At 57.6% G+C, this 19,589-nt stretch carries 13 protein-coding genes and 1 tRNA gene; 2 read left to right on the top strand and 12 right to left on the bottom strand.

Features of this window, described 5'->3' with window-relative positions; translation table 11 throughout:
* Positions 1–5: 5 nt before the first annotated feature.
* Positions 6–82: transfer RNA gene (locus A1830_RS17015), tRNA-Met, on the top strand.
* 162 nt (positions 83–244) lie between these two features.
* Here A1830_RS17015 and amiC read toward each other — a convergent pair.
* Positions 245–1,495, bottom strand: a complete 1,251-nt coding sequence (gene amiC, locus A1830_RS17010; protein ID WP_067709022.1) for an N-acetylmuramoyl-L-alanine amidase AmiC — start codon at positions 1,493–1,495, stop codon at positions 245–247.
* 260 nt (positions 1,496–1,755) lie between these two features.
* On the opposite strand from amiC, the gene argA reads away from it, so the two are divergent.
* Positions 1,756–3,099, top strand: coding sequence for an amino-acid N-acetyltransferase (gene argA / locus A1830_RS17005; RefSeq protein WP_067709021.1), 1,344 nt, complete (start codon positions 1,756–1,758; stop codon positions 3,097–3,099).
* A 113-nt stretch (positions 3,100–3,212) separates the two neighbouring features.
* Here argA and recD read toward each other — a convergent pair whose 3' ends face one another.
* The 11 genes from recD to lgt all read right to left on the bottom strand — a co-directional run bounded on the left by recD (position 3,213) and on the right by lgt (position 19,458).
* On the bottom strand, positions 3,213–5,045 hold the full coding sequence (gene recD, locus A1830_RS17000; protein WP_067709040.1) for an exodeoxyribonuclease V subunit alpha: 1,833 nt from the start codon (positions 5,043–5,045) through the stop codon (positions 3,213–3,215).
* On the bottom strand, positions 5,033–8,578 hold the full coding sequence (recB, locus tag A1830_RS16995; RefSeq protein ID WP_067709018.1) for an exodeoxyribonuclease V subunit beta: 3,546 nt from the start codon (positions 8,576–8,578) through the stop codon (positions 5,033–5,035). The genes recD and recB overlap by 13 nt, the downstream gene beginning before the upstream one ends.
* Positions 8,579–8,581: 3 nt before the next feature.
* Positions 8,582–11,461 (bottom strand): pitrilysin, encoded by a 2,880-nt coding sequence (ptrA, locus tag A1830_RS16990; protein ID WP_067709016.1) that lies wholly within the window; start codon positions 11,459–11,461, stop codon positions 8,582–8,584.
* Between the two features lie 193 nt (positions 11,462–11,654).
* A complete protein-coding gene (gene recC, locus A1830_RS16985) occupies positions 11,655–15,122 on the bottom strand; it encodes an exodeoxyribonuclease V subunit gamma (RefSeq protein WP_067709014.1) in 3,468 nt (1,155 codons plus the stop codon).
* Positions 15,123–15,198: 76 nt separating this feature from the next.
* On the bottom strand, positions 15,199–15,510 hold the full coding sequence (locus A1830_RS16980; RefSeq protein ID WP_067709012.1) for a prepilin-type N-terminal cleavage/methylation domain-containing protein: 312 nt from the start codon (positions 15,508–15,510) through the stop codon (positions 15,199–15,201).
* Positions 15,507–15,926, bottom strand: a complete 420-nt coding sequence (locus A1830_RS16975) for a DUF2509 family protein (protein ID WP_231877657.1) — start codon at positions 15,924–15,926, stop codon at positions 15,507–15,509. The genes A1830_RS16980 and A1830_RS16975 overlap by 4 nt, the downstream gene beginning before the upstream one ends.
* Positions 15,923–16,474, bottom strand: a complete 552-nt coding sequence (locus tag A1830_RS16970; protein WP_067709010.1) for a prepilin peptidase-dependent protein — start codon at positions 16,472–16,474, stop codon at positions 15,923–15,925. Before A1830_RS16970 ends, A1830_RS16975 begins: the two co-directional genes overlap by 4 nt.
* A complete protein-coding gene (locus A1830_RS16965) occupies positions 16,465–16,926 on the bottom strand; it encodes a prepilin peptidase-dependent protein (protein WP_067709038.1) in 462 nt (153 codons plus the stop codon). The genes A1830_RS16970 and A1830_RS16965 overlap by 10 nt, the downstream gene beginning before the upstream one ends.
* Positions 16,927–17,006: 80 nt before the next feature.
* Positions 17,007–17,588 carry a cupin domain-containing protein gene (locus tag A1830_RS16960; RefSeq protein ID WP_067709008.1) on the bottom strand — a complete coding sequence of 194 codons (582 nt, stop codon included), beginning with the start codon at positions 17,586–17,588 and terminating at the stop codon, positions 17,007–17,009.
* Positions 17,589–17,785: 197 nt separating this feature from the next.
* Entirely contained in the window at positions 17,786–18,580 is a 795-nt protein-coding gene (thyA, locus tag A1830_RS16955) for a thymidylate synthase (protein ID WP_067709006.1), read from the bottom strand.
* On the bottom strand, positions 18,577–19,458 hold the full coding sequence (lgt, locus tag A1830_RS16950; RefSeq protein WP_067709004.1) for a prolipoprotein diacylglyceryl transferase: 882 nt from the start codon (positions 19,456–19,458) through the stop codon (positions 18,577–18,579). The genes thyA and lgt overlap by 4 nt, the downstream gene beginning before the upstream one ends.
* Positions 19,459–19,589: the final 131 nt, after the last annotated feature.

The raw sequence follows: 19,589 nt of genomic DNA, 5'->3' as shown, positions 1-19,589 counted from the left end.
ACGGACGCGGGATGGAGCAGCCTGGTAGCTCGTCGGGCTCATAACCCGAAGGTCGTCGGTTCAAATCCGGCTCCCGCAACCAACTTAACACCTTAACGGGTGTTTTTTTGTTTCTGGCGTTTGCCAAACCTCTTTTATCCCCTCCCGCCAGGCTAACTGCACTCTTATCCGCTCCCGCAGGGCTAACGCCGTCGCATATGCCCACTCGCGCCCCACGGAAAAGGACGCTGTCTTACTGATTCTGTTATTTTACCCGGTGATGGGCAGCGCTGCTGGCGATCCACGTTTTAATCCCCGCCAGAATGGCTTCGGCGACCTGCTGCTGAAAATGGGCGGTACGTAGTTTTCTCTCCTCCTCGGGGTGACTGATAAACGCCGTCTCGACCAGAATTGAGGGGATATCCGGGGCTTTCAGCACCGCAAAACCCGCCTGGTCGATGGTTTTCTTGTGCAGGTGGTTGATTTTCCCCATATGCCTTAGCACATCCTTACCCAGCTTCAGGCCGTCGTTGATGGTCAGACGCTGCACCATATCCAGCAGGGTGTGGTCGAGATAGCGGTCACCGCTCATACTGACGCCGCCTATCAGGTCGGATTCGTTTTGCGTGCGGGCCAAAAAACGCGCCGCAGCGCTGGTGGCCCCCTTCGTCGACAGCGCAAAAACGGAGGAGCCGCGCGCCGCGCGATTGGTAAAGGCATCGGCATGAATGGAGATAAACAGATCCGCACGCTGCCTGCGCGCCTTTGCTACCCTGACCTGTAGCGGAATAAAAACGTCCTCATTACGCGTCATCAGAGCGCGCATATTGGGCTGTTTATCAATCAGGCTTTTCAGACGGCGGGCAATTTTCAACACCACGTCTTTTTCGCGTGTCTTGTGTTTGCCCACCGCGCCGGAGTCTTCGCCTCCGTGGCCCGGATCAAGCATGATAATCATTGGCCGGTCTTTACCTGCCCTGCCCGGTAGCGGCGTTTTGGCAGGCGTGTGCTGCGCTAAATCCCCCTTATTATATTCGTCCAGCAGGGCCAGCAGCGGGTCGTCCTCGTGGTGATGACTCATATTACTGGCCGGATAGAGATCCACAACCAGCCGGTTTTTGAACCCGGCGACCGGAGCCAGCGTAAAGACTTTCGGCGTAACGTTTTGCTTGAGCTCCAGTACCAGCCTGACGGTATTGGCGCTGAACTGCCCCACCCGCGCACTCTTTATATAGGGATCGTCGCTGCGAACCAGATTTCCCACGCCCTTCAACAGGGCATTGAGATGCATATTTTCAATATCCACCACCACCCGCTCGGGTTTACTGAGTGCGAACTGCCGGTACTTAAGCGGTGAGGTGGATTCCAGCGTCAAACGGGAATAGGTAGAAGAAGGCCAGATGCGGATCGCCACCAGCGGGGTGGCTGCCAGGCCAATCTTGCTGACGCTGAGCAGCCAGACAGCTCCCGCGCACTTAAGCCAGCGGCGTCGGCCAGGTGAAGGTAAATCGGTCATGCTATTCCAGTGTGCTGTTCCATGGGTTAAAAAATCCAGTCTGGTCTACTATGAGGTAAAAACAGCCAGATAGCGTGCAGGGTGAAAACTGTAGCGAAACAGGCTGCCAGTGTCATCTCTAAATTGCGAGGCCCGGTTGCACATCTGGTTAACTGTGTAATCACGTTGATTGAAAGTCGGTAACAATTGCCGCTTGCTTCTGCAGGCTAAAAAGAATAAAAATACACTTTTACCGAATAATAATTCATTAAGGGTCTGTCGTGAAGGAACGGAGTACCGAGCTGGTTCAGGGTTTTCGCCATACTGTCCCCTATATCAATGCCCACCGTGGTAAAACCTTCGTCATCATGCTTGGCGGCGAAGCCATAGAGCATGAAAATTTTTCCGGCATCGTTAATGATATTGGGCTGCTCCATAGCCTGGGCATTCGCCTGGTGGTGGTCTACGGTGCGCGCCCACAGATTGATGCGAACCTGGCCGAACACCAGCTTGAACCCCTTTACCACAAGTATACCCGCGTCACCGATGCGCAGTCGCTGGAGCTGGTCAAGCAGGCAGCCGGACGCCTGCAGCTTGATATCACCGCCCGCCTGTCGATGAGTCTCAATAACACCCCTCTCCAGGGCGCTCATATCAACGTGGTGAGCGGCAACTTCATCATTGCGCAGCCTTTGGGGGTGGATGAGGGCGTGGATTATTGTCATAGCGGGCGCATACGCCGTATTGATGAAGAGGCGATTCACCGGCAGCTGGACAGCGGCGCAATTGTGCTGATGGGGCCGGTGGCCGTTTCCGTCACCGGGGAGAGCTTCAATCTCACCTCAGAGGAGGTGGCGACGCAGCTCGCGATTAAGCTTAAGGCAGAGAAGATGATTGGCTTCTGTTCCGGTCAGGGCGTCACGGACAGCGAAGGCAACGTTATCTCCGAGCTTTTCCCTAATGACGCACAGCAGCGCATTGAGGCGCTGGAAAAGGAAGATGACTACCTGTCAGGGACGGTGCGTTTTCTGCGCGGTGCGGTCAAAGCCTGCCGCAGCGGCGTGCGCCGCAGCCATCTGATTAGCTATCAGGAAGATGGCGCCCTGCTTCAGGAGCTGTTCTCACGCGATGGGATTGGCACCCAGATCGTCATGGAAAGCGCCGAGCAGATCCGCCGCGCCACCATCAATGATATCGGCGGAATTCTGGAACTTATCCGCCCGCTTGAGCAGCAGGGAATTCTGGTACGCCGTTCCCGCGAACAGCTTGAGATGGAGATTGATAAATTTACCATCATCGAGCGCGATAACCTGACCATTGGCTGTGCAGCCCTCTACTCCTTCCCGGAAGAGGAAATTGGCGAGATGGCCTGCGTTGCGGTGCATCCTGACTACCGCAGCTCGTCACGAGGCGAGGCACTGCTGGAGCGCGTAGCCCTTCAGGCACGGCAGATGGGGCTGAAAAAGCTGTTTGTGCTGACCACCCGCAGCATTCACTGGTTCCAGGAGCGCGGCTTTATGCCGGTAGATATCGATAAGCTGCCCGAGAGTAAAAAGCAGATGTATAACTACCAGCGCCGCTCAAAGGTCCTGATGGCCGATCTGCGCCATGCCCGCCAGGCGTAATGATGATGTCCGGCGCTCAGCCATGCCCGCCAGGCGTAATGATTATGTCCAGCGCTCAGCCAGGCCGCCAGGCGAAGTTTTTCTGTCAGGCCGCCAGCCAGCCGCCAGCCCCCCTATTCCGTCAGGCGGTCGACCAGCCCGCTGCGACGCTGCGTCTGCATTCGCACTGCGCTGTTGAGTACCCCACTGTCCGCATAAAGCGACAGCCTCTGCTTCGCCCGGGTGATGGCAGTATAAATCAGTTCACGCGTCAGCACCGGCGTGAACTGGCTGGGGAGTATCAGCAGCGTATGATTGAATTCCGAGCCCTGTGACTTATGCACCGTCATGGCAAAAGCCGTCTCATGCGGGGGCAGGCGGCTGGGCTGCACGGCTTTAATGCTGCCATCAGGCAGCGGGAAAAATACCTTAAGCGCACCCTCTTCGTCATTCATCGCAATGCCAATATCGCCGTTAAATAAGCCCAGGGCGCTATCATTGCGGGCAATCATGACCGGCCGCCCGACGTACCACTTACTGCCTGAGCCAGGCGCGCGGCGGATCAGGCCCTTAAGCTGGAGCGACGCTTCAATACGCTCATTCAGCCCCGTTACGCCAAATGGCCCCTCACGCAGCGCACAGAGCAGCTGAAAATGACCAAACTCGTTAATCACATCCAGAGGGCTGTGGCCCTGAGACAGGCTTCGCAGGTAAGGTCGATAGCCCTCCACGCAGGCGCTGAGCAGATGCTGGTACTCCTCACTGCTGCTCAGCGGGAAGCGTTCAATGTCACTGTATCCAGCGGCAAAGACTTTTTCCATCCGACGGGTGTCACCGCCATTAACGGCCAGCGCCAGCTGCCCAATACCCGAAGAGGCATCAAAGCGGTAGCTTTTGCGCAGCAGGCAAATGCTGTCACGCACGGCGGGCGCATGTAGACTCTCCTCGCCCGCGAGGGTACAGCCCGTCAGCCGGGTAAGTTCCGCCGCGCGCTCACGGCTGTAGCCCGCTTCCGCGCAGCGACAGATATCCCCGAGCACAGCCCCCGCTTCTACCGAGGCCAGCTGATCGCGATCGCCCAGAAAAATCACTTTTGCCTGCTGGGGCAGCGCCGCAATCAGATTTGCCATCATTGGCAGATCGACCATTGACGCTTCATCCACCACCAGTAAATCCAGGTGCAGTGGGTTACCGGCATGATAGCGCATCCGCTGACTGCCCGGCACCGCGCCCAACAGTCGGTGCAGGGTCGTCGCTTCAGTGGGGAACCGCTGCTTCTCCGCTTCATCAATATCCAGACCCTGTAGCGCCGCCCCGAGGGATGCGGTCAGACGGGCCGCCGCCTTGCCGGTCGGCGCTGCCAGCCGGATGCGTAGCGAATCCGTTAGCGAGATAAGCGTGGCCAGTAATTTGGCGACGGTGGTGGTTTTACCGGTACCCGGGCCACCCGAAATAATCGAAATCTGACGGGTCAGCGCCACGGCGGCGGCGATTTTCTGCCAGTCATCGGCCTGCTGGCCGAAATGCCTGTCCAGCGCAGCGCGCAGCGCGCGTTCATCCAGTCGGTGAGCCGCAGCCTGACCGAGAATAAACCGGGCCACCTGCCCTTCAGAAAGCCACATCCGATGCAGGTAGAGACGCTGCTGATGAAGCACCAGCGGCGTGGCGGTTGAACCGTCGCCCACCGCCGCCTCGTCGGGCAGAAGAGTAAGCCAGTCCGGGTCCCCCGCGGCCTGCCACATCAGGCGGGCCAGCTCCGGGTGCCGTCCGCCAAACAGCGACTGCTCGGTAAAAGTGGTAAGCGGCAGACACACGTGCCCCTCTCCTGCCTCTGCGCTTACCCAGGCTGCCGCCAGCATCAGCGCGGGTTGCGCCTCGCTGGCAATCATTCTGGCAAACTGCACGTCCAGCGCTCGCAGCAGTTTCTGCTGACTGGCAGCCAGCAGCAGTTCCGCTATTTCAGCCATGCGCCCTCCAGCTCTTTCCCTGCAAATAACGCGTCCAGCGCGTTAACAAATTCAGCCGATGGCCGCGTGCGATAAAGGCCATTGTCACTGGCCGTTCCGTCCACGCCCCGCAGGAACAAATAGATAACGCCGCCAAAATGCTGTTCAAAATCATAGTCGGCCAGTCGGTGGCGCAGATAGCGGTGCAGCGCCAGCGTATAGAGCTGATACTGTAAATCGTAGCGGTGGGACTGCATCGCCAGCGCCATTGCCTGGGGCGTGTAGTCGTCGCCGGATGCCCCCAGCCAGTTAGATTTATAGTCCAGCAGATAGTATTTACCCTGCCAGACGAAGACCAGGTCGATAAAGCCCTTCAGCATGCCCTGCACCTGCTGGAAGTTAAGCGGCGGACACTCCGCTGAGAGCGGATCGTAGTGGCGAATAAGCCGGTCAAGACTCTCCGCGCTCATTAACCGCTGGATAGGCAGATAAAATTGCAGCTCCACCTGACGCTTGTCGGGGGCCAGCTGACTGAGCGTCACCCCGGTCTCGTTGAGCGGCGTTTGCAGAATACGCATCAGCCACTGCTTCACTACCGGCAGCCAGGCCGCGTCGTGCCCCTGCGAGGTGAGCTGTTCAGCCAGCCATGCCTCCTCAACCGGCTGGGTGAAATCAATATTTTCAAACAGGCCGTGAAGAAATGTTCCCGGTGCCGCGCCGCGCGGGAAGGTATGCGGCGTCAGCTGAACAGCCAGCTGCGGCTGTGCCTCGCCCGCGGCATCGACATCCAGCCTGGGCAGCAGGTCGAAGGTGACGGAATGCCCATGCTGCTGCAAACCGGAATAGCTGGTGATGCGCCACTCATCGCGAAGCTGGCGGGTAACAGACTGGCTGCTGAGCGCGTCCGGCACCGCCTGCTGTGGTCGCCAGGGCTCATCATCAGGATGACTGGGAATAACCAGCTCAACGGCTTCATTTTCCATTTCCACCAGGGACTGACGCAGGCTGGCCGCATCTGCCGCCTCACCTTTTTGCAGCAGGTAACCCACCGCACTGAGATGCAGGTCGCTGTTCCCTTCTTTTTTCCGGTTACCCTTTACCAGCGGCGCAATGCCCACGCTACAGTGCCAGACTGAACGCGTCAGCGCGACGTAGAGCAGGCGGAGATCTTCGGCCAGCCGCTCCTGTTCGGCCAGCTCAATACTTTCGACATCGTCACGCAGATCCAGCAGCGCCTGAAAGGTTTGCCGGTCATGGTAAATGCCCTGTCCCGCTTCGCGGTAGTTAGCGACAAACGGCAGCCACACCAGCGGATACTGCAACCCTTTTGACTTATGGATAGTTACAATCTTCACCAGATGGCGATCGCTCTCCAGGCGTAGCTGCTGGCTGGCGGACTGACCATTAGGCTGGGCCACCTCCTGCGCCAGCCAGCGAACCAGCGCATGTTCGCTGTCCAGACTCGCGGAGGCTTCCTGTAGCAGCTCGCCCAGATGCAGCAGGTCGGTCAGCCTGCGCTCCCCGCTTTCGGAGGCCAGCAAATTTTCAGCAATCTGGCGTTTAACCATCAGTTCACGCAGCATCGGCAGCACGCCGCGCTTTAGCCAGCGCTGACGATAGCCGTCAAATTCATCCACCAGCGCGTCCCAGGCACGCTCATCCTTACTCAGCGCATCAAGCGTTAATGCATCCAGACCAAAAATGCTGGTGGCGAGTGCGCTGCGCAGCGTCCGCTCCTGTTCGGGAGCCAGCACCGCCTGCAGCAGCCAGATCATTTCACGCGCTTCCGGCGTGGTGAACACGCTGTCGCGATTGGAGAGATAAACAGAAGGAATATTCAGGCCATTCAGCGCTTCGCGCATGATGGACGCTTCGCCGCGGCTGCGCACCAGAACGGTAATATCCGATGCCGCCACCGGACGCCGATCGTCGTCTCTGCCGATCAGCGCCGTTCCCTGCTGACCTGCCGTCAGCCAGTGGCGGATATCTGCCGCGCACTGCCGGGCCATAAACTGCTGGTAATCGCTTACGCCTGTTCCTTCGCCCGGCTGTAGCCAGAATCTCAGGGCGGGCTGGCGTTTACCCTCGACGCTAAACGTCAGCCCGGCATTAGGTCCGGCAGGAGTCACGTCCTTAAAGGGGATTTCATGGAACAAAAAGGGATTTTCCAGCCGGGAAAAGAGCTGGTTGACGCTGTTCACCATATCCGGCGAGGAGCGCCAGTTGGTATCAAGCGTATAGTGGGCGCTAACTTCACTACGGGCTTTCATATAGGTGAAAATATCGGCTCCCCGAAAGGCGTAGATAGCCTGTTTGGGGTCGCCTATCAGCAATAGCGCAGACTCGGGCTGATGCCGGTAAAGCGTGCGGAAGATGCGGTACTGCTGCGGGTCGGTATCCTGGAATTCATCAATCAGCGCGACCGGATACCGGCTGCGAACGGCCTGCGCCAGCGCCTCTCCGCCCTGCTGCTGAAGGGCGTCATCGAACCGTCCCAGCAGGTCGTCAAACCCCAGCAGGGCGTTAAGCCTTTTCTCTTTTTGCGTGGTGAAGCGGATCTCACTCAGCGCGCGGGCGATAACCAGGTCACGCAGCGACAGCGGTTCCGCGAGGAAGCGATCCACCTCGTCAAACAGCGGATGCTGTGGCGCTTCGCCTTTTTTGGTTTTTTCCAGCAGTACCCGCTGGCCAAAGCGCGCCAGCTCCTTAGGAACCGCGTAATCCTCAGTGGCTTCTGCGGCCCACTGGGCTATTTTCTCCAGCCAATTGGGTAAGTGCTTACTGCTGTAGCTTCGCTTATCCACACCCGACTGGGCAATAACGTCGTGCAGATTTCCTGCCGCCAGCCACGCCGTTTTCAGGGCATCTATCCGCCCAATGATTTTTTCATGGCGTTCGGTGAACGACTCCTCTAAATCGGCGGGATATTTCAGCGCGGGGGCTTCACCATTCAGCCAGGGCGAGAGCGTGGCAAGGAGCTGCTCCGGCCCCTGCCACATCTGCGTCATTACCCTGGCCACCGGCAGCGAGAGCGGGTAGCAGTAGCGACGCCAGAAATCCGCCGCAGCCTGTCGGCGCAGCGGAAACTCATCCTCGATCAGCTGTTGCTCAAACAGCATGCCGGATTCAAACGCGTTCAGATTTAACATGCGCTGGCAGAAGCCGTGGATGGTAAATATCCCGGCGTCATCCATCTGCCGCTCGGCCGCCAGCAGCCGCAAAGCCGCCTGATTGCGATCCTCAATCTGCGCTAACAGCGCCGCCAGCATTGTGTCAGCGGCGTAGCCGCGCACGCAGGCAATGCGTAGCTGGTGGATATTGGCCCGAATACGGCCACGCAGCTCGGCCGTTGCCGCCTCGGTGAAGGTCACCACCAGGATCTCTTCGACCGACAGTGGCCTGCTGGCGGCGGCTTCCCCCCCCAGCCCCAACAGCAGACGAAGGTAAAGCAGCCCGATGGTAAAGGTTTTGCCGGTTCCCGCCGAGGCTTCAATCAGCCTTTCCCCTTTAAGCGGGAGCTTGAGGGGATCAAGACTCAGGGCTTCTGACTTCATATCTTAACTTTTCACCGGAAACGACTGCTGTAGCTTCGACACTTCCTGCCAGGTAGTAAAACCTTCAGGTTTAGCGTAGTCCGCTTGCTTATGCTGGCTGCCTGAAATCTGTGACAGCAGCGTCAGCCCCTGTGGTTCAATCACCGCCTTATGGAAAAAGTCTGCCAGACCCTGCGGCGTCAGCGCCTGAATACGGGCAATCACTTTTTCTCGGGTATCGAAACGGGTGTTTTCGCGATCGAAATCTTTGCTAAAGCGTCCTGCTTCTTCATCCAGCGTTTGCGGACGCTGTTTAAGTTCGTTAATCATGGCCTGCTGATACTGACTGAAATCCTCGTGGCTCATCTCACGCAGCCTCTTTTCCGCCACCGGATAGAACGCACGGAAGCGCGTTAACAGCCAGGCGGGCTGTTTAACGTTACTTTGCAACAGGAAGCCAATGCCCCACTGGCGTCCTACCGGCATCTGGAAGGTAAATACCGCATAGCCCAGCTGCTCCTCGGTACGCAGCTGATTATAAAACCACGGCTGAACGATCTGGCTGAGCATGGCACTGCTGGCGATACTTTCATACTCTTCATAGCCCAGCGGAACATACAGGGCGGCCAGCGCCGAATCGGTACTGCTCCCCTGCTGCTGGAGATTGGCCGAGGTCTTTTTATCAATGGCGATATACTGACTGTGCCACCAGCTGTCGCCTTCGCAGTCCAGATGGGTTTTGAGATCCCGGCCCAGCGCCGTCGCCTCTGCCGCCGTCATGTTGCCCACCACCATCAGTTCCGGGGTGGACTGCTGTAGCAGCATTTTTCGGTAGGCCTGGAGATCCTCAAGCGTGATACCGGCTACCAGGCTGCGGCGTTCACTCCGCTGGGTATAAGGCAGCTGTGACAGCATCTGCGCAGGCTGAATAGCCAGCTCGAACGCCTTACCTTTTTCAGCGGAGGAGAGACGCTCCAGATACCAGGATTTAGCCTGCTCCAGCTGCTGCCGATCGGGCTGATAGCTGGCATACCCTTTAAGTAGCGCCTTCATCAGCTCGGGAAGATGCTGGGTGAAACCGCTGGCGTTAAAGGTGACGCCATCATTTTCACTGGTAGAAAAACTGATGCCGGCCACTGAGGCCTGTGAATTTAGCTCATCGAGCGCCAGACCCGCCAGGTAGTCGTTGATAGCGAACAGCACCTGATTTTTCGCCGTGCTCATGGCCGCTTTATTCCGCAGCGCCAGCGTGATGTTGGCTTTAGGATCGTCGGCGTAAAACTGCGACGGCATATAGAATATCCGCAGGCCGGGCTGATTAACCAGCTCTTCCGGGTGAGCCTGTTTTTTCCCAGGCTTTATCAGGCTGAAGTCGTCCGGAATGTAGGGGTTAAGCACTGGCAGGGAAAGATCGATTTTATCGCTGGCGGCCTGCCACGCGGCAAATCGCTGCGGTGTAATCGTATCCACCTGATAGGGCGCATCGACAAAGTAGGCCAGTTTGTTATGCGGCTCATCGGGACTGATAAACCAGATGCGGGCATTCTGAGGCGTCATGCCGTCCAGCCGCGCCTTAATCGCCGCAGGATCGTAGCGATCGGCAATATAAGAGGCATCAAGCGTGTCTTCAATGGGTACGCGCAGCATGGTATCGACCAGCCATTGGATGTAATCCATATCGCGGGTAATTGAGGGGTAGCGGAAGTCCAGATTCAGAACGTGGGCGACCTCATCAAAATAACGCTTATCAATGCCGTCGGCGCGCAGTTTATTCAGGTAGCTGAATACGGCAGCAATCACCCGGTCACGGTTAGCCAGGCCGGTATCCGTTAGCGATACGGAGATAGAGAACACGCCGCCATTACGATCAATAACCGGATCCGCTCCCGCATCAATTGAATCGGCAAGGCCGTGATTTTGTAGCCAGTCAGAGAGCGTATTTTTACTGCGATTACCAATAAGATAGGCAATCAGCGTATCCGTTTTGCTGCGGAATTTATCGCTATTATTGTCGATACGAAATTCAATTTTCAGCAGCTTACGCGGCTGAGCCGGAACGTAGTGAATAATGATGCCCTTTTGCTTATCGGTCACCACCGGCACGGTGATATCCGGCACCGTCGCATTTCGGTTTTCTACGCGTCCAAAGGTACTGACGGCTATTTTTTGCAGCTCATCCATAGGCTTATTGCTGTAAATGACCGCTTTCATCAGATTCGCCGAGTAATAGCGCTGATAAAACGCTTTCAGCGCATCATGCAGTTTACTGCCCGGTTTATCCTTCAGGGTTTCCAGATTACCGCCGGAGAATAGCGACCCGGGATGCGCAGGATTAAGCGTCTCCGCACCAACCTGGGCCATCCGCAGACCGTCGCGTGAGCGGGCCATCGTCAGTTCAGCATTAACCGCATGGCGTTCACGATCGGCATTAACCGGATCCAGCAGCGGTTCAGCAATGGCATCAGCAAGACGATCGACGGCAGGCTGCAGCGCATCGTTTTCGACTTCCAGATAGTAGGCCGTGCGGTAAGAAGCGGTACTGGCATTGTGACTGCCGCCGTGCCTCTTTAAAAACTCAGCCAGGTTATCAGGCTGTGGATAACGCTTCGACCCCATCAGCAGCATATGCTCAAGGTAATGCGCCAGTCCCTGTTGATTACGCGGATTCTCCAGCGATCCTACCGGCAATGTCAGCGCGGCGAGGGATTTCGTCGCCTGAGGATCGGAGACCAGCAGCACCGTCATGCCGTTATCAAGCCTGACCGCCTGATACTGTCGCGGGTCTTTTTCACTTTTGCGGATGGTTTCCGGGATAGGTTGCCATCCCGACTGTGCCTGGCTTAGCGGGCTCCACAAATTAACCAGCACAACCAGCGTGCCGATCCAGACTGCATAACGACCCATTCAAACTCCTTGACGATCTCATTTTCTGCTGACAGGAAAAACCGTTCAGCAGATCCTTCCCCTGAGTATTTCGCCTTCATCCCCGGTGGTGAAGACGAGTAAAAAAACGGTTCAATGGTTATAAAATAACACTACAGGATGTCCTGCACTCTGTCCTTAAACTTCCGCCCCCACTGCCGGTTAGCGCCGTATTTCAGACCTCACTGGCGGTAACATTCATCTGCAACAGCGGCAGCAGCCACGCCTCAGCGTTACGCGTAATCTCCTGCAGGGTCTCTTCATCCAGGGTTCGGAATAAACGTGCCAGATAGGGATCGCTGCTCTCACCCTCAATCTGATAGTTCCCCTGCCATGCCTGAAGCAGTTTGACTCTGGCCTTCGCCTGGCTGGCTTCATCATGGAGCACCGCTGAGGCTTTTTCATCATAGCTCGCCTCAAGCCAGGCGCCGCCCGTTTTAGGCAGCAGCAGCAGGGGCGCACTCATCCCCTGCTGATAGCCGATAATATAGCGTTCAAGCCAGCGAGTCGCTGTGGTGACCTCCAGCGGCGGGAAGCACCACTGGCTCTCCTTGCGGCCATACATGCGGCTGCTTCCTTTGCCGCCCAGCATGGTGTAGATAAGATGCTCCAGCCACAGCGCCAGACCATCGGTAAAATTGAGGTGGCCGGGACGCCAGCGCAGCAGTCCATCCTCCTGCACCTGCGGTAACCAGCCGTTCAGCTGAATGCCGCCCACGGTCAGGTTTATTTCCCAGCTCACGGCATCCCTGCGCTGTTCACGCACCCGGTTCGCCAGCTCGGTCATATCTGCCAGCTGATCCTGCCAGAACAGTTCACCATAGGCACCATAGGGCAGATGCCCGGCCGCGCGTTGCCTGGCATAGAGAGGCTCATCTGAGCGATCCTCAATCAGGGTATTTAGCAGCAGCGCATTTACCTGATAGCGGCTGAGATTATCCAGGGTAAAAGGTTCGGTATCGGGCAGTTCGGTTTCCTCCAGCTGGAAGCTGACGCCCAGGCGCTGGCTGAAGAAAGCGCGTACCGGATGTCGCCAAAACCTTACCAGCTGTTCGACATTCAGCTCCGTCAATTCCAGTCCTGACAGGGGCTGCATAAAGGGTGGATGGGCGACACCGCTGGCATTTGCGGCCGGAAGCCACTCTGATGCATAGCTGCGAAACTCCGCCCGGGGCGAGAAGTTTTCGGCGGCGAACGGCATCCGGCTGTGCAAATGTTGCAGATGGGCTTCAACCGCCTTTGCACTGGTGTCCACATCGCTGTCCTGGTGCTCTGGCAGACAGAAGCTCTGGCTGATGTACTCCACCAGCTCGCTCACTAACACCGAGGGGAAACGCTCCGAGTTATCCTGGATTGTCCGTCCGATATAGCTGATATAGAGCTGCTGTTGGGCAGAGCTCAGCGCTTCCAGGAACAGGTAGCGATCGTCGTCACGACGGCTGCGATCGCCCTTTTTCGGCTGCTGACTCATCAGGTCAAAACCGAGCGGCGGCAGCGTACGGGGATAAACGCCGTCGTTCATCCCCAGCAGGCAGACCACCTTAAAGGGGATGGATCGCATCGGCATCAGGGTGCAGAAGTTCACCGGCCCGGCAAGAAAGCGCTGGCTGATGCGCTCCTGATCCAGCCGGGATGCCAGCTCGTCTCGCAGCAGCGAGAGCGGGATCGCCTGCTGATAAGCCGACTGTATACCGTAACCGATCGCCTGCTGCCACTGTTCCTCAATCAGCGCCAGCGCCGCTTCGGTATCTGCATCGCCAGCGAAGAAATCGTTCAGTAGCTCGCGACACAGCGGCAGCCAGCTCTCGAGCGCGCGCGGTGCCGTTAGCAGATCGCGCCAGTCGCGCAGCCGCATTAACAGCTCAGCCAGATTACCCGCCAGCTCCGCAATCAGGCCACTGGACTCGTCATAGGGCAGGATCCCCTGCCAGTCCCCGGCCTCGCTGTGCATCGCGTAGCCGAGCAGCATGCGCGTCAGGCCAAACTGCCAGGTATGCTGCCCACCGGCAGGAAGGTCCAGCTCACGGATCGTTTCGTCGTCCAGCCCCCAGCGAATGCCCGACTCTGCGACCCAGTGGCGCAGCCGCTTCAGCCCTTCTTCATCAATGGAAAAGCGGCTGGCAACCGCCGGCACTTCAAGCAGTGCCAGCACCTCCTCCGAGGCGAAGCGGCTGTCCGGCAGGCTTAGCAGTGAAATAAATGCCTGTAACGCCGGATGCGCCTGGCTGGCCCGGCGGTCAGAAATGGCAAAGGGAAGGTAGCGATCGCCGGGCGCATTGCCAAATACCGCCTGAATAAAGGGCGTATAAGCATCAATGTCGGCGACCATCACAATAATATCGCGTGGGGAGAGGGTAGGATCGCTGGCCATGATTTCTAATAAGCGATCCTGGAGCACTTCTACCTCACGCTGTGGGCTATGACACAGGTGCAGGCTGACTGAACGATCGGCGGGATCCAGCACGCGTTTGCGCTGACTGGTTTGCCACTCCTGCTGATTCAGACCCATCACTGCGTTATCTTCCAGCTCCAGCAGATCGCGCTGAAGGCTTTGCAACAGTGTGGCGGGNGTTTGCCACTCCTGCTGATTCAGACCCATCACTGCGTTATCTTCCAGCTCCAGCAGATCGCGCTGAAGGCTTTGCAACAGTGTGGCGGGTTCTATATCGACAAAGGCGTCAATTTCCTGGCACTCCATCTGCGCCAGTAAATAGAGGTTATCCCGCCCCAGTTTGCCCCAGGAGGCCAGCAGCGGGTTGCTGAGCTGCTGCTCCCCCTGCTCGTTAAACAGGCCGGAGGCATCCTCGTCGCGAAACAGGGCGCTTTCACGCTGCTGCCCGAAGTGCTGTCGCCGTCGGTTTTGCAGCTTTGCCAGAAATGCGTAATCCTGAATATCGCCCCAGTAGTGCCGACAGGGATTAGTGAACAGCAGATGGATATCAATGTGCCTGCCCAGCGCCTGGAGCGCCTGCAAATAGATCGGCGGCAGCGCAGATATGCCGCAGATAAAAACGCGATCGGGGAGATTTTCTGGGCGCTCACGGCTATTTTCCAGAGCCGAAATAAAGCGCGTATAAAGATTTGCCCGGTGCCACTCGGGCTGTCCCAGCTCGCGGGTGTACTGCACCAGAGCGGTCCAGAGCGGCGCCTGCCACTGCTGCGCATCGTCCAACCCCTCAATCAGCTGGCCTTTCTCCCAGCTGTTAAGCCACTCGGCCCGATAAACCAGATACTGGTCAAAGAGGTCAGCCACGCGGGAGGCCAGTTGAAAAAGCTTACGCTTGTTTTCATCGTCGGTCAGATAGTGCCTTAACATCGCGAATTCCGGGCGCGTCAGCATCTCTGGAAGGATAGCCATCAGCTTCCAGCTCATACTGGATTTGTTAAAGGCGCTCTCTTTTGGGATCCCCGGCAGGACGCGCACAAACATATCCCAGATAAAGGTGGCGGGCAGAGGAAAGGCGATATTAGCGGCAATGCCGAACTGCGCAGCCAGCGACATTTGCAGCCACTGCGCCATGCCGGGACTTTGCACCAGAATCACTTCAGACTGGAAGGGATCGCGCAGCGGCTGATTTTCAATTTGCCATGCCGCCAGCGTTTTCAGCAAATCCAGCTGATTTGAGTGGTAGACCGTAAACATCTCTGCTCCTTAAGCATAATTTTGCTCTGCGCGGACACTGTAACCCTTCTTGCATCCGTTGCAAATGCACGGGAAACTAATGAATTGCCGTTTGGGGGCATTGCAAAAGCGTTAGCTGCGCTCGTCGGCCGGTTGGGCCTGTCGCCGTTGAAACCCTAACCCGACAGCCACCGGGACCCGCCTGCTCTGTCAGCTCGGTTTGCCAGCCGGGTGTCTGATAGCCTTCAAACCCTGACGCAGCCTGCCGCCAGGCTTCCCGCTGCTCGGTCTGGCGCATAAATCCCTGAGCCAGCACCAGCTGATAGCGCATTAACGTGCTGATGCTCAGGGTAAGCAGCAGCAAAGCGACCAGGGTTTCAGGGAGGCTAAACCCAAGCTGGCGACTCATTCTGGCTGGCACGCTGCGGGTAAAGCCAACGGGCAGTAGTCGATCCAGCCGTGCGGCACCGATCTAATCCTTCCCGCACTGCCCGTCGGGGCAACCCAGCGGTAGTGCGCAAGGGTTCCGCTGCCCGCATCTCCGCGCAGGAGCAGGCTATTTTCGCCCTGCATACTCAGGCAGGCGCGGCCATAAACGGGATCGGCTTTGCAGACCCATCCCGCGGCGTTGATTGTCCAGTGCTGCTCGCCTCCCCAGACCAGCGCAGAAGCCGCGCGGCTGTACTGGAGATAAAACTGGCGCTCATCTGCCAGCAGGCCGAGTGCGTCATCAAGCTGTATGCGGGTAGCATGCAGCAGGGTAGCCGACATCATAAGCAGAATAATGACCGCTAACAGCGAACCGCTTCCTCTCTGTGCGTTCACAGGTTGACCGCCGTAACCCAGCGCTCAATCACCAGCGGATGCTGCGGCCAGATAAGTGCATAGCCCGCCAGCAGCAGCCTTACCTGCCCCGCCCGCTGAGTCACCTGAAACCTATCAATCGCTATTACCGCCGGATCGTTAAGCTTCTCCCAGCCACCGCTTTCGCAGTCGGTTACCCCGCGCTGCATTTCGAGATTGCCGCTGCGCAGGCGATAGCCATGATAATCGCTGTCATCCCGTCCTGCCGCCTCCCATCGACCATTACTGTTTTCGTCCCAGCGAATGAGCAGGCAGCTCCCCGATGCTCCGTGGATACTCAACCCTTCCCCCAGGCACTGGCCCGGGCAATAGCCCGCGCGGCGCACCGTTTTTTCCAGCGAGGCCATCATCTGCTGCAGCTCTTCCTGTAGCTGAAAGGCCATCAGGCTGCGCAGATTATTCATTTGCAGCACAGGCAGCAAACGGGCGGCCCCCAGCATCAATATGCTGCTAATGGCCAGCGCGATCAGCATTTCAGGCAGGCTGAAGCCCGCATTTCTCATCCACATAGTCCCTCCGCTGGCTGACAAATCCTGATGCGGCCCCGGGAGGAGACAATAATGTGCCGCTCCCCTGCGTCGCAGGAAATCACAATCCGCCCGGGTTTAGCCATGCTGCGACGACCATAGAAACCCACGCCCTCAGTAAGCGACAGCAGCCTGACCTCCTGCCAGGGCGCAAGCAGCGTATGGCGGCTTCTACCGTTACAGCGCAGCTGAACGGCCGCGCTCCCCAGGCACCATTTCTGACCGGGCAGATGCCACAGCAGGCGGGTATCGTTGTGCCAGTTCGCCTCGCTGCGCAGACGCAGCAGAAAATGCTGGATCTGCGCTGCCGTGTCATTCAGATGCCGATGCTGCTGCCAGCGATGCCAGCCGCTGACGGCGCCAAAGCCAAGCACGCTGGCGATAACCATCACCACCAGCAGTTCCAGCAGGGTAAAACCGGATGCGTTTTTCATTCCTGCAGAATGGCGCGATGAACGGGCATTAACCAGCATCAATCCTGACTGTTGCGAGGCGCATTCCGGGAAATATCCCCTCAGCGGGTGCAGATACCGGTGTTCTGCGCGCCGGGCTTGAGTTTAATAATCAGCTGCACGTTGGGTTCATTCCCTACCGTACGGGATATGTGGCCCACCCGATTATCGCCAGGCCGCGGATGTGAACTGCTGTCCGCATTGAACTGGACCTCGCCCGGCCCCTGGACCAGCGTGGTGCCGTCCGTGGTTTCAACGGACCATTTCCCGGAAAGGGTGATCACCCACTGTGGACCCGGAGCATGATGCCAGCTGCCGACGTACCCGGGGGGCAGAACGGCATAAGCAATACTTTCCACCTCGTCGGGTGACACGCCAATCCACTGTGGCGCAGAAGGGGGCGCATAGCTTTTGTATTCTAACCCTTCAAAGCGGCAGTGACCGATATGGGTCGCGCCCTCGCTATCGGCCCATACGCTGGCGAATTTCACCGGAGGCTGCGTTTTTCCATTGCTGATGGTCTGCTCAGGCGCATCTGCGCGTACGGGGTGAACGCCGGGCCCGGCACTGGCACTGGCACTGGCAGAGGAGAGAGCGGAAAATCCGCATAATATCGCAAGCGTGAGGAGTGAGCTGTTTTTCATCGGTATTCCCTGTGGTTTAGTCCCGGCTATAAGCGTAGCGCTGAACTGACCTGGGTGCTCAAAGAAGAGAGAAACGGCTGAATCGGAGGGGGATTTTCAGAACATTGAGGATCCGGCACGTACCAGACTAAGGGTGTTTCTGGTACAGGATGTCGGAGGTAAAATCAGGAGCGGAAAGCTTCCGCTCCTGGCAGGGGTCAGATAGCGACAGGCGCCTTGATGCCCGGATGAGGGTCGTAGCCTTCAATCTCAAAATCTTCAAAGCGATAGTCGAACAGCGAAGCGGGTTTACGCCTGATGGTCAGCTTCGGCAGCGAGCGTGGCTCGCGGGTAAGCTGCAGGCGGGTCTGTTCCAGATGGTTGCTGTACAGATGCGTATCGCCGCCGGTCCAGACAAAGTCGCCCACCTCAAGGTCGCACTGCTGCGCCATCATATGCACCAGCAGCGCATAGCTGGCGATATTAAACGGCAGGCCGAGGAAGATATCGCAGGAGCGCTGATAAAGCTGGCAGGAGAGTTTGCCGTCAGCCACGTAGAACTGGAAAAAGGCGTGGCAGGGAGCCAGCGCCATCTCGTCAAGCTCACCCACGTTCCAGGCAGACACAATAATACGACGCGAATCCGGATCGGTTTTCAGCTGTTGCAGCACCTTTTCGAGCTGATCGATCTGGCGGCCATCTGCCACCCCCCAGCTGCGCCACTGCTTACCGTAAACCGGGCCGAGATCGCCGTTTTCATCTGCCCACTCATCCCAGATGGTGACCTTATTTTCCCGCAGATAGGCGGTATTGGTGTCGCCGTTAAGGAACCACAGTAGCTCATGAACAATTGAGCGCAGGTGACACTTCTTGGTGGTCACCAGTGGAAAGCCTTCCTGTAGATTGAAACGCATCTGATGACCAAATATCGACAGCGTACCGGTACCGGTGCGATCGTTTTTCGGCGTGCCCTCATCGAGCACTTTTTGCATTAACGCCAGATACTGTTTCATTTTCCCTCACTCACATGCTGCTGTGTACGGCGACGGTAAGCCCATACCATCATAATCACACCCGCCAGAATCATCGGCAGAGAGAGTATCTGGCCCATGCTGATGGCGTTATCAAACAGGCCGAGCTGCGCATCCGGCTGACGGAAAAACTCGACGATAATCCGGAACGCGCCATAGCCAATCAGGAAAAGCCCGGACACGGCTCCCATCGGGCGGCTTTTACGGATAAACAGGTTGAGAATAATGAACAGGACCACGCCTTCCAGCGCCAGCTCATAAAGCTGCGAAGGGTGACGCGGCAGCACGCCGTAGGTGGCCAGCAGTGGCTGCCATTCGGGGTGAGTCGCGGCCAGCGCCACGTCTTCACTTCTTGAACCCGGGAAGAGCATCGCCCAGGAGAGATCCGGTGCCACCCGTCCCCACAGTTCGCCGTTGATAAAATTACCCAGGCGACCGGCTCCCAGGCCGAAGGGGATCAGCGGAGCAATAAAGTCAGATACCTGAAAGAAGTTACGTTTGGTGCGATGGGCAAACCACAGCATCACGCAGATAACCCCAATCAGGCCACCGTGGAACGACATGCCGCCGTCCCAGACTTTGAACAGATAGAGCGGATTATCAAGGAACAGCGGCAGGTTGTAGAACAGAACGTAGCCGATGCGACCGCCAAGGAATACGCCGAGAAAACCCGCATAGAGCAGGTTTTCAACTTCCTCTTTTTTCCAGCCGCTGCCGGGCTTGTTCGCGCGGCGAACCGCCAGCCACATCGCAAAAATAAAGCCCACCAGGTACATCAAACCATACCAGTGCAGCGAAATCGGGCCGATAGAGAAAATTACCGGATCAAATTGAGGGAAAGCCAGATAGCCGTTAGTCATCTTTCACCATTGTTAATGTCTGTCCTGACCAGCAGGCGACGGAATTAATCAACCAGTGCGCGCAGCGCTTTAAGGCGCGCATCATAGCACAGCCGTGATTATTGCGGTTTGTGGGAACTGTAAACTTTGTA

Source organism: Erwinia sp. ErVv1 (assembly GCF_900068895.1).
Classification (GTDB): Bacteria; Pseudomonadota; Gammaproteobacteria; order Enterobacterales; family Enterobacteriaceae; genus Erwinia.
This window is presented reverse-complemented; position numbering and strand designations above follow the sequence as displayed.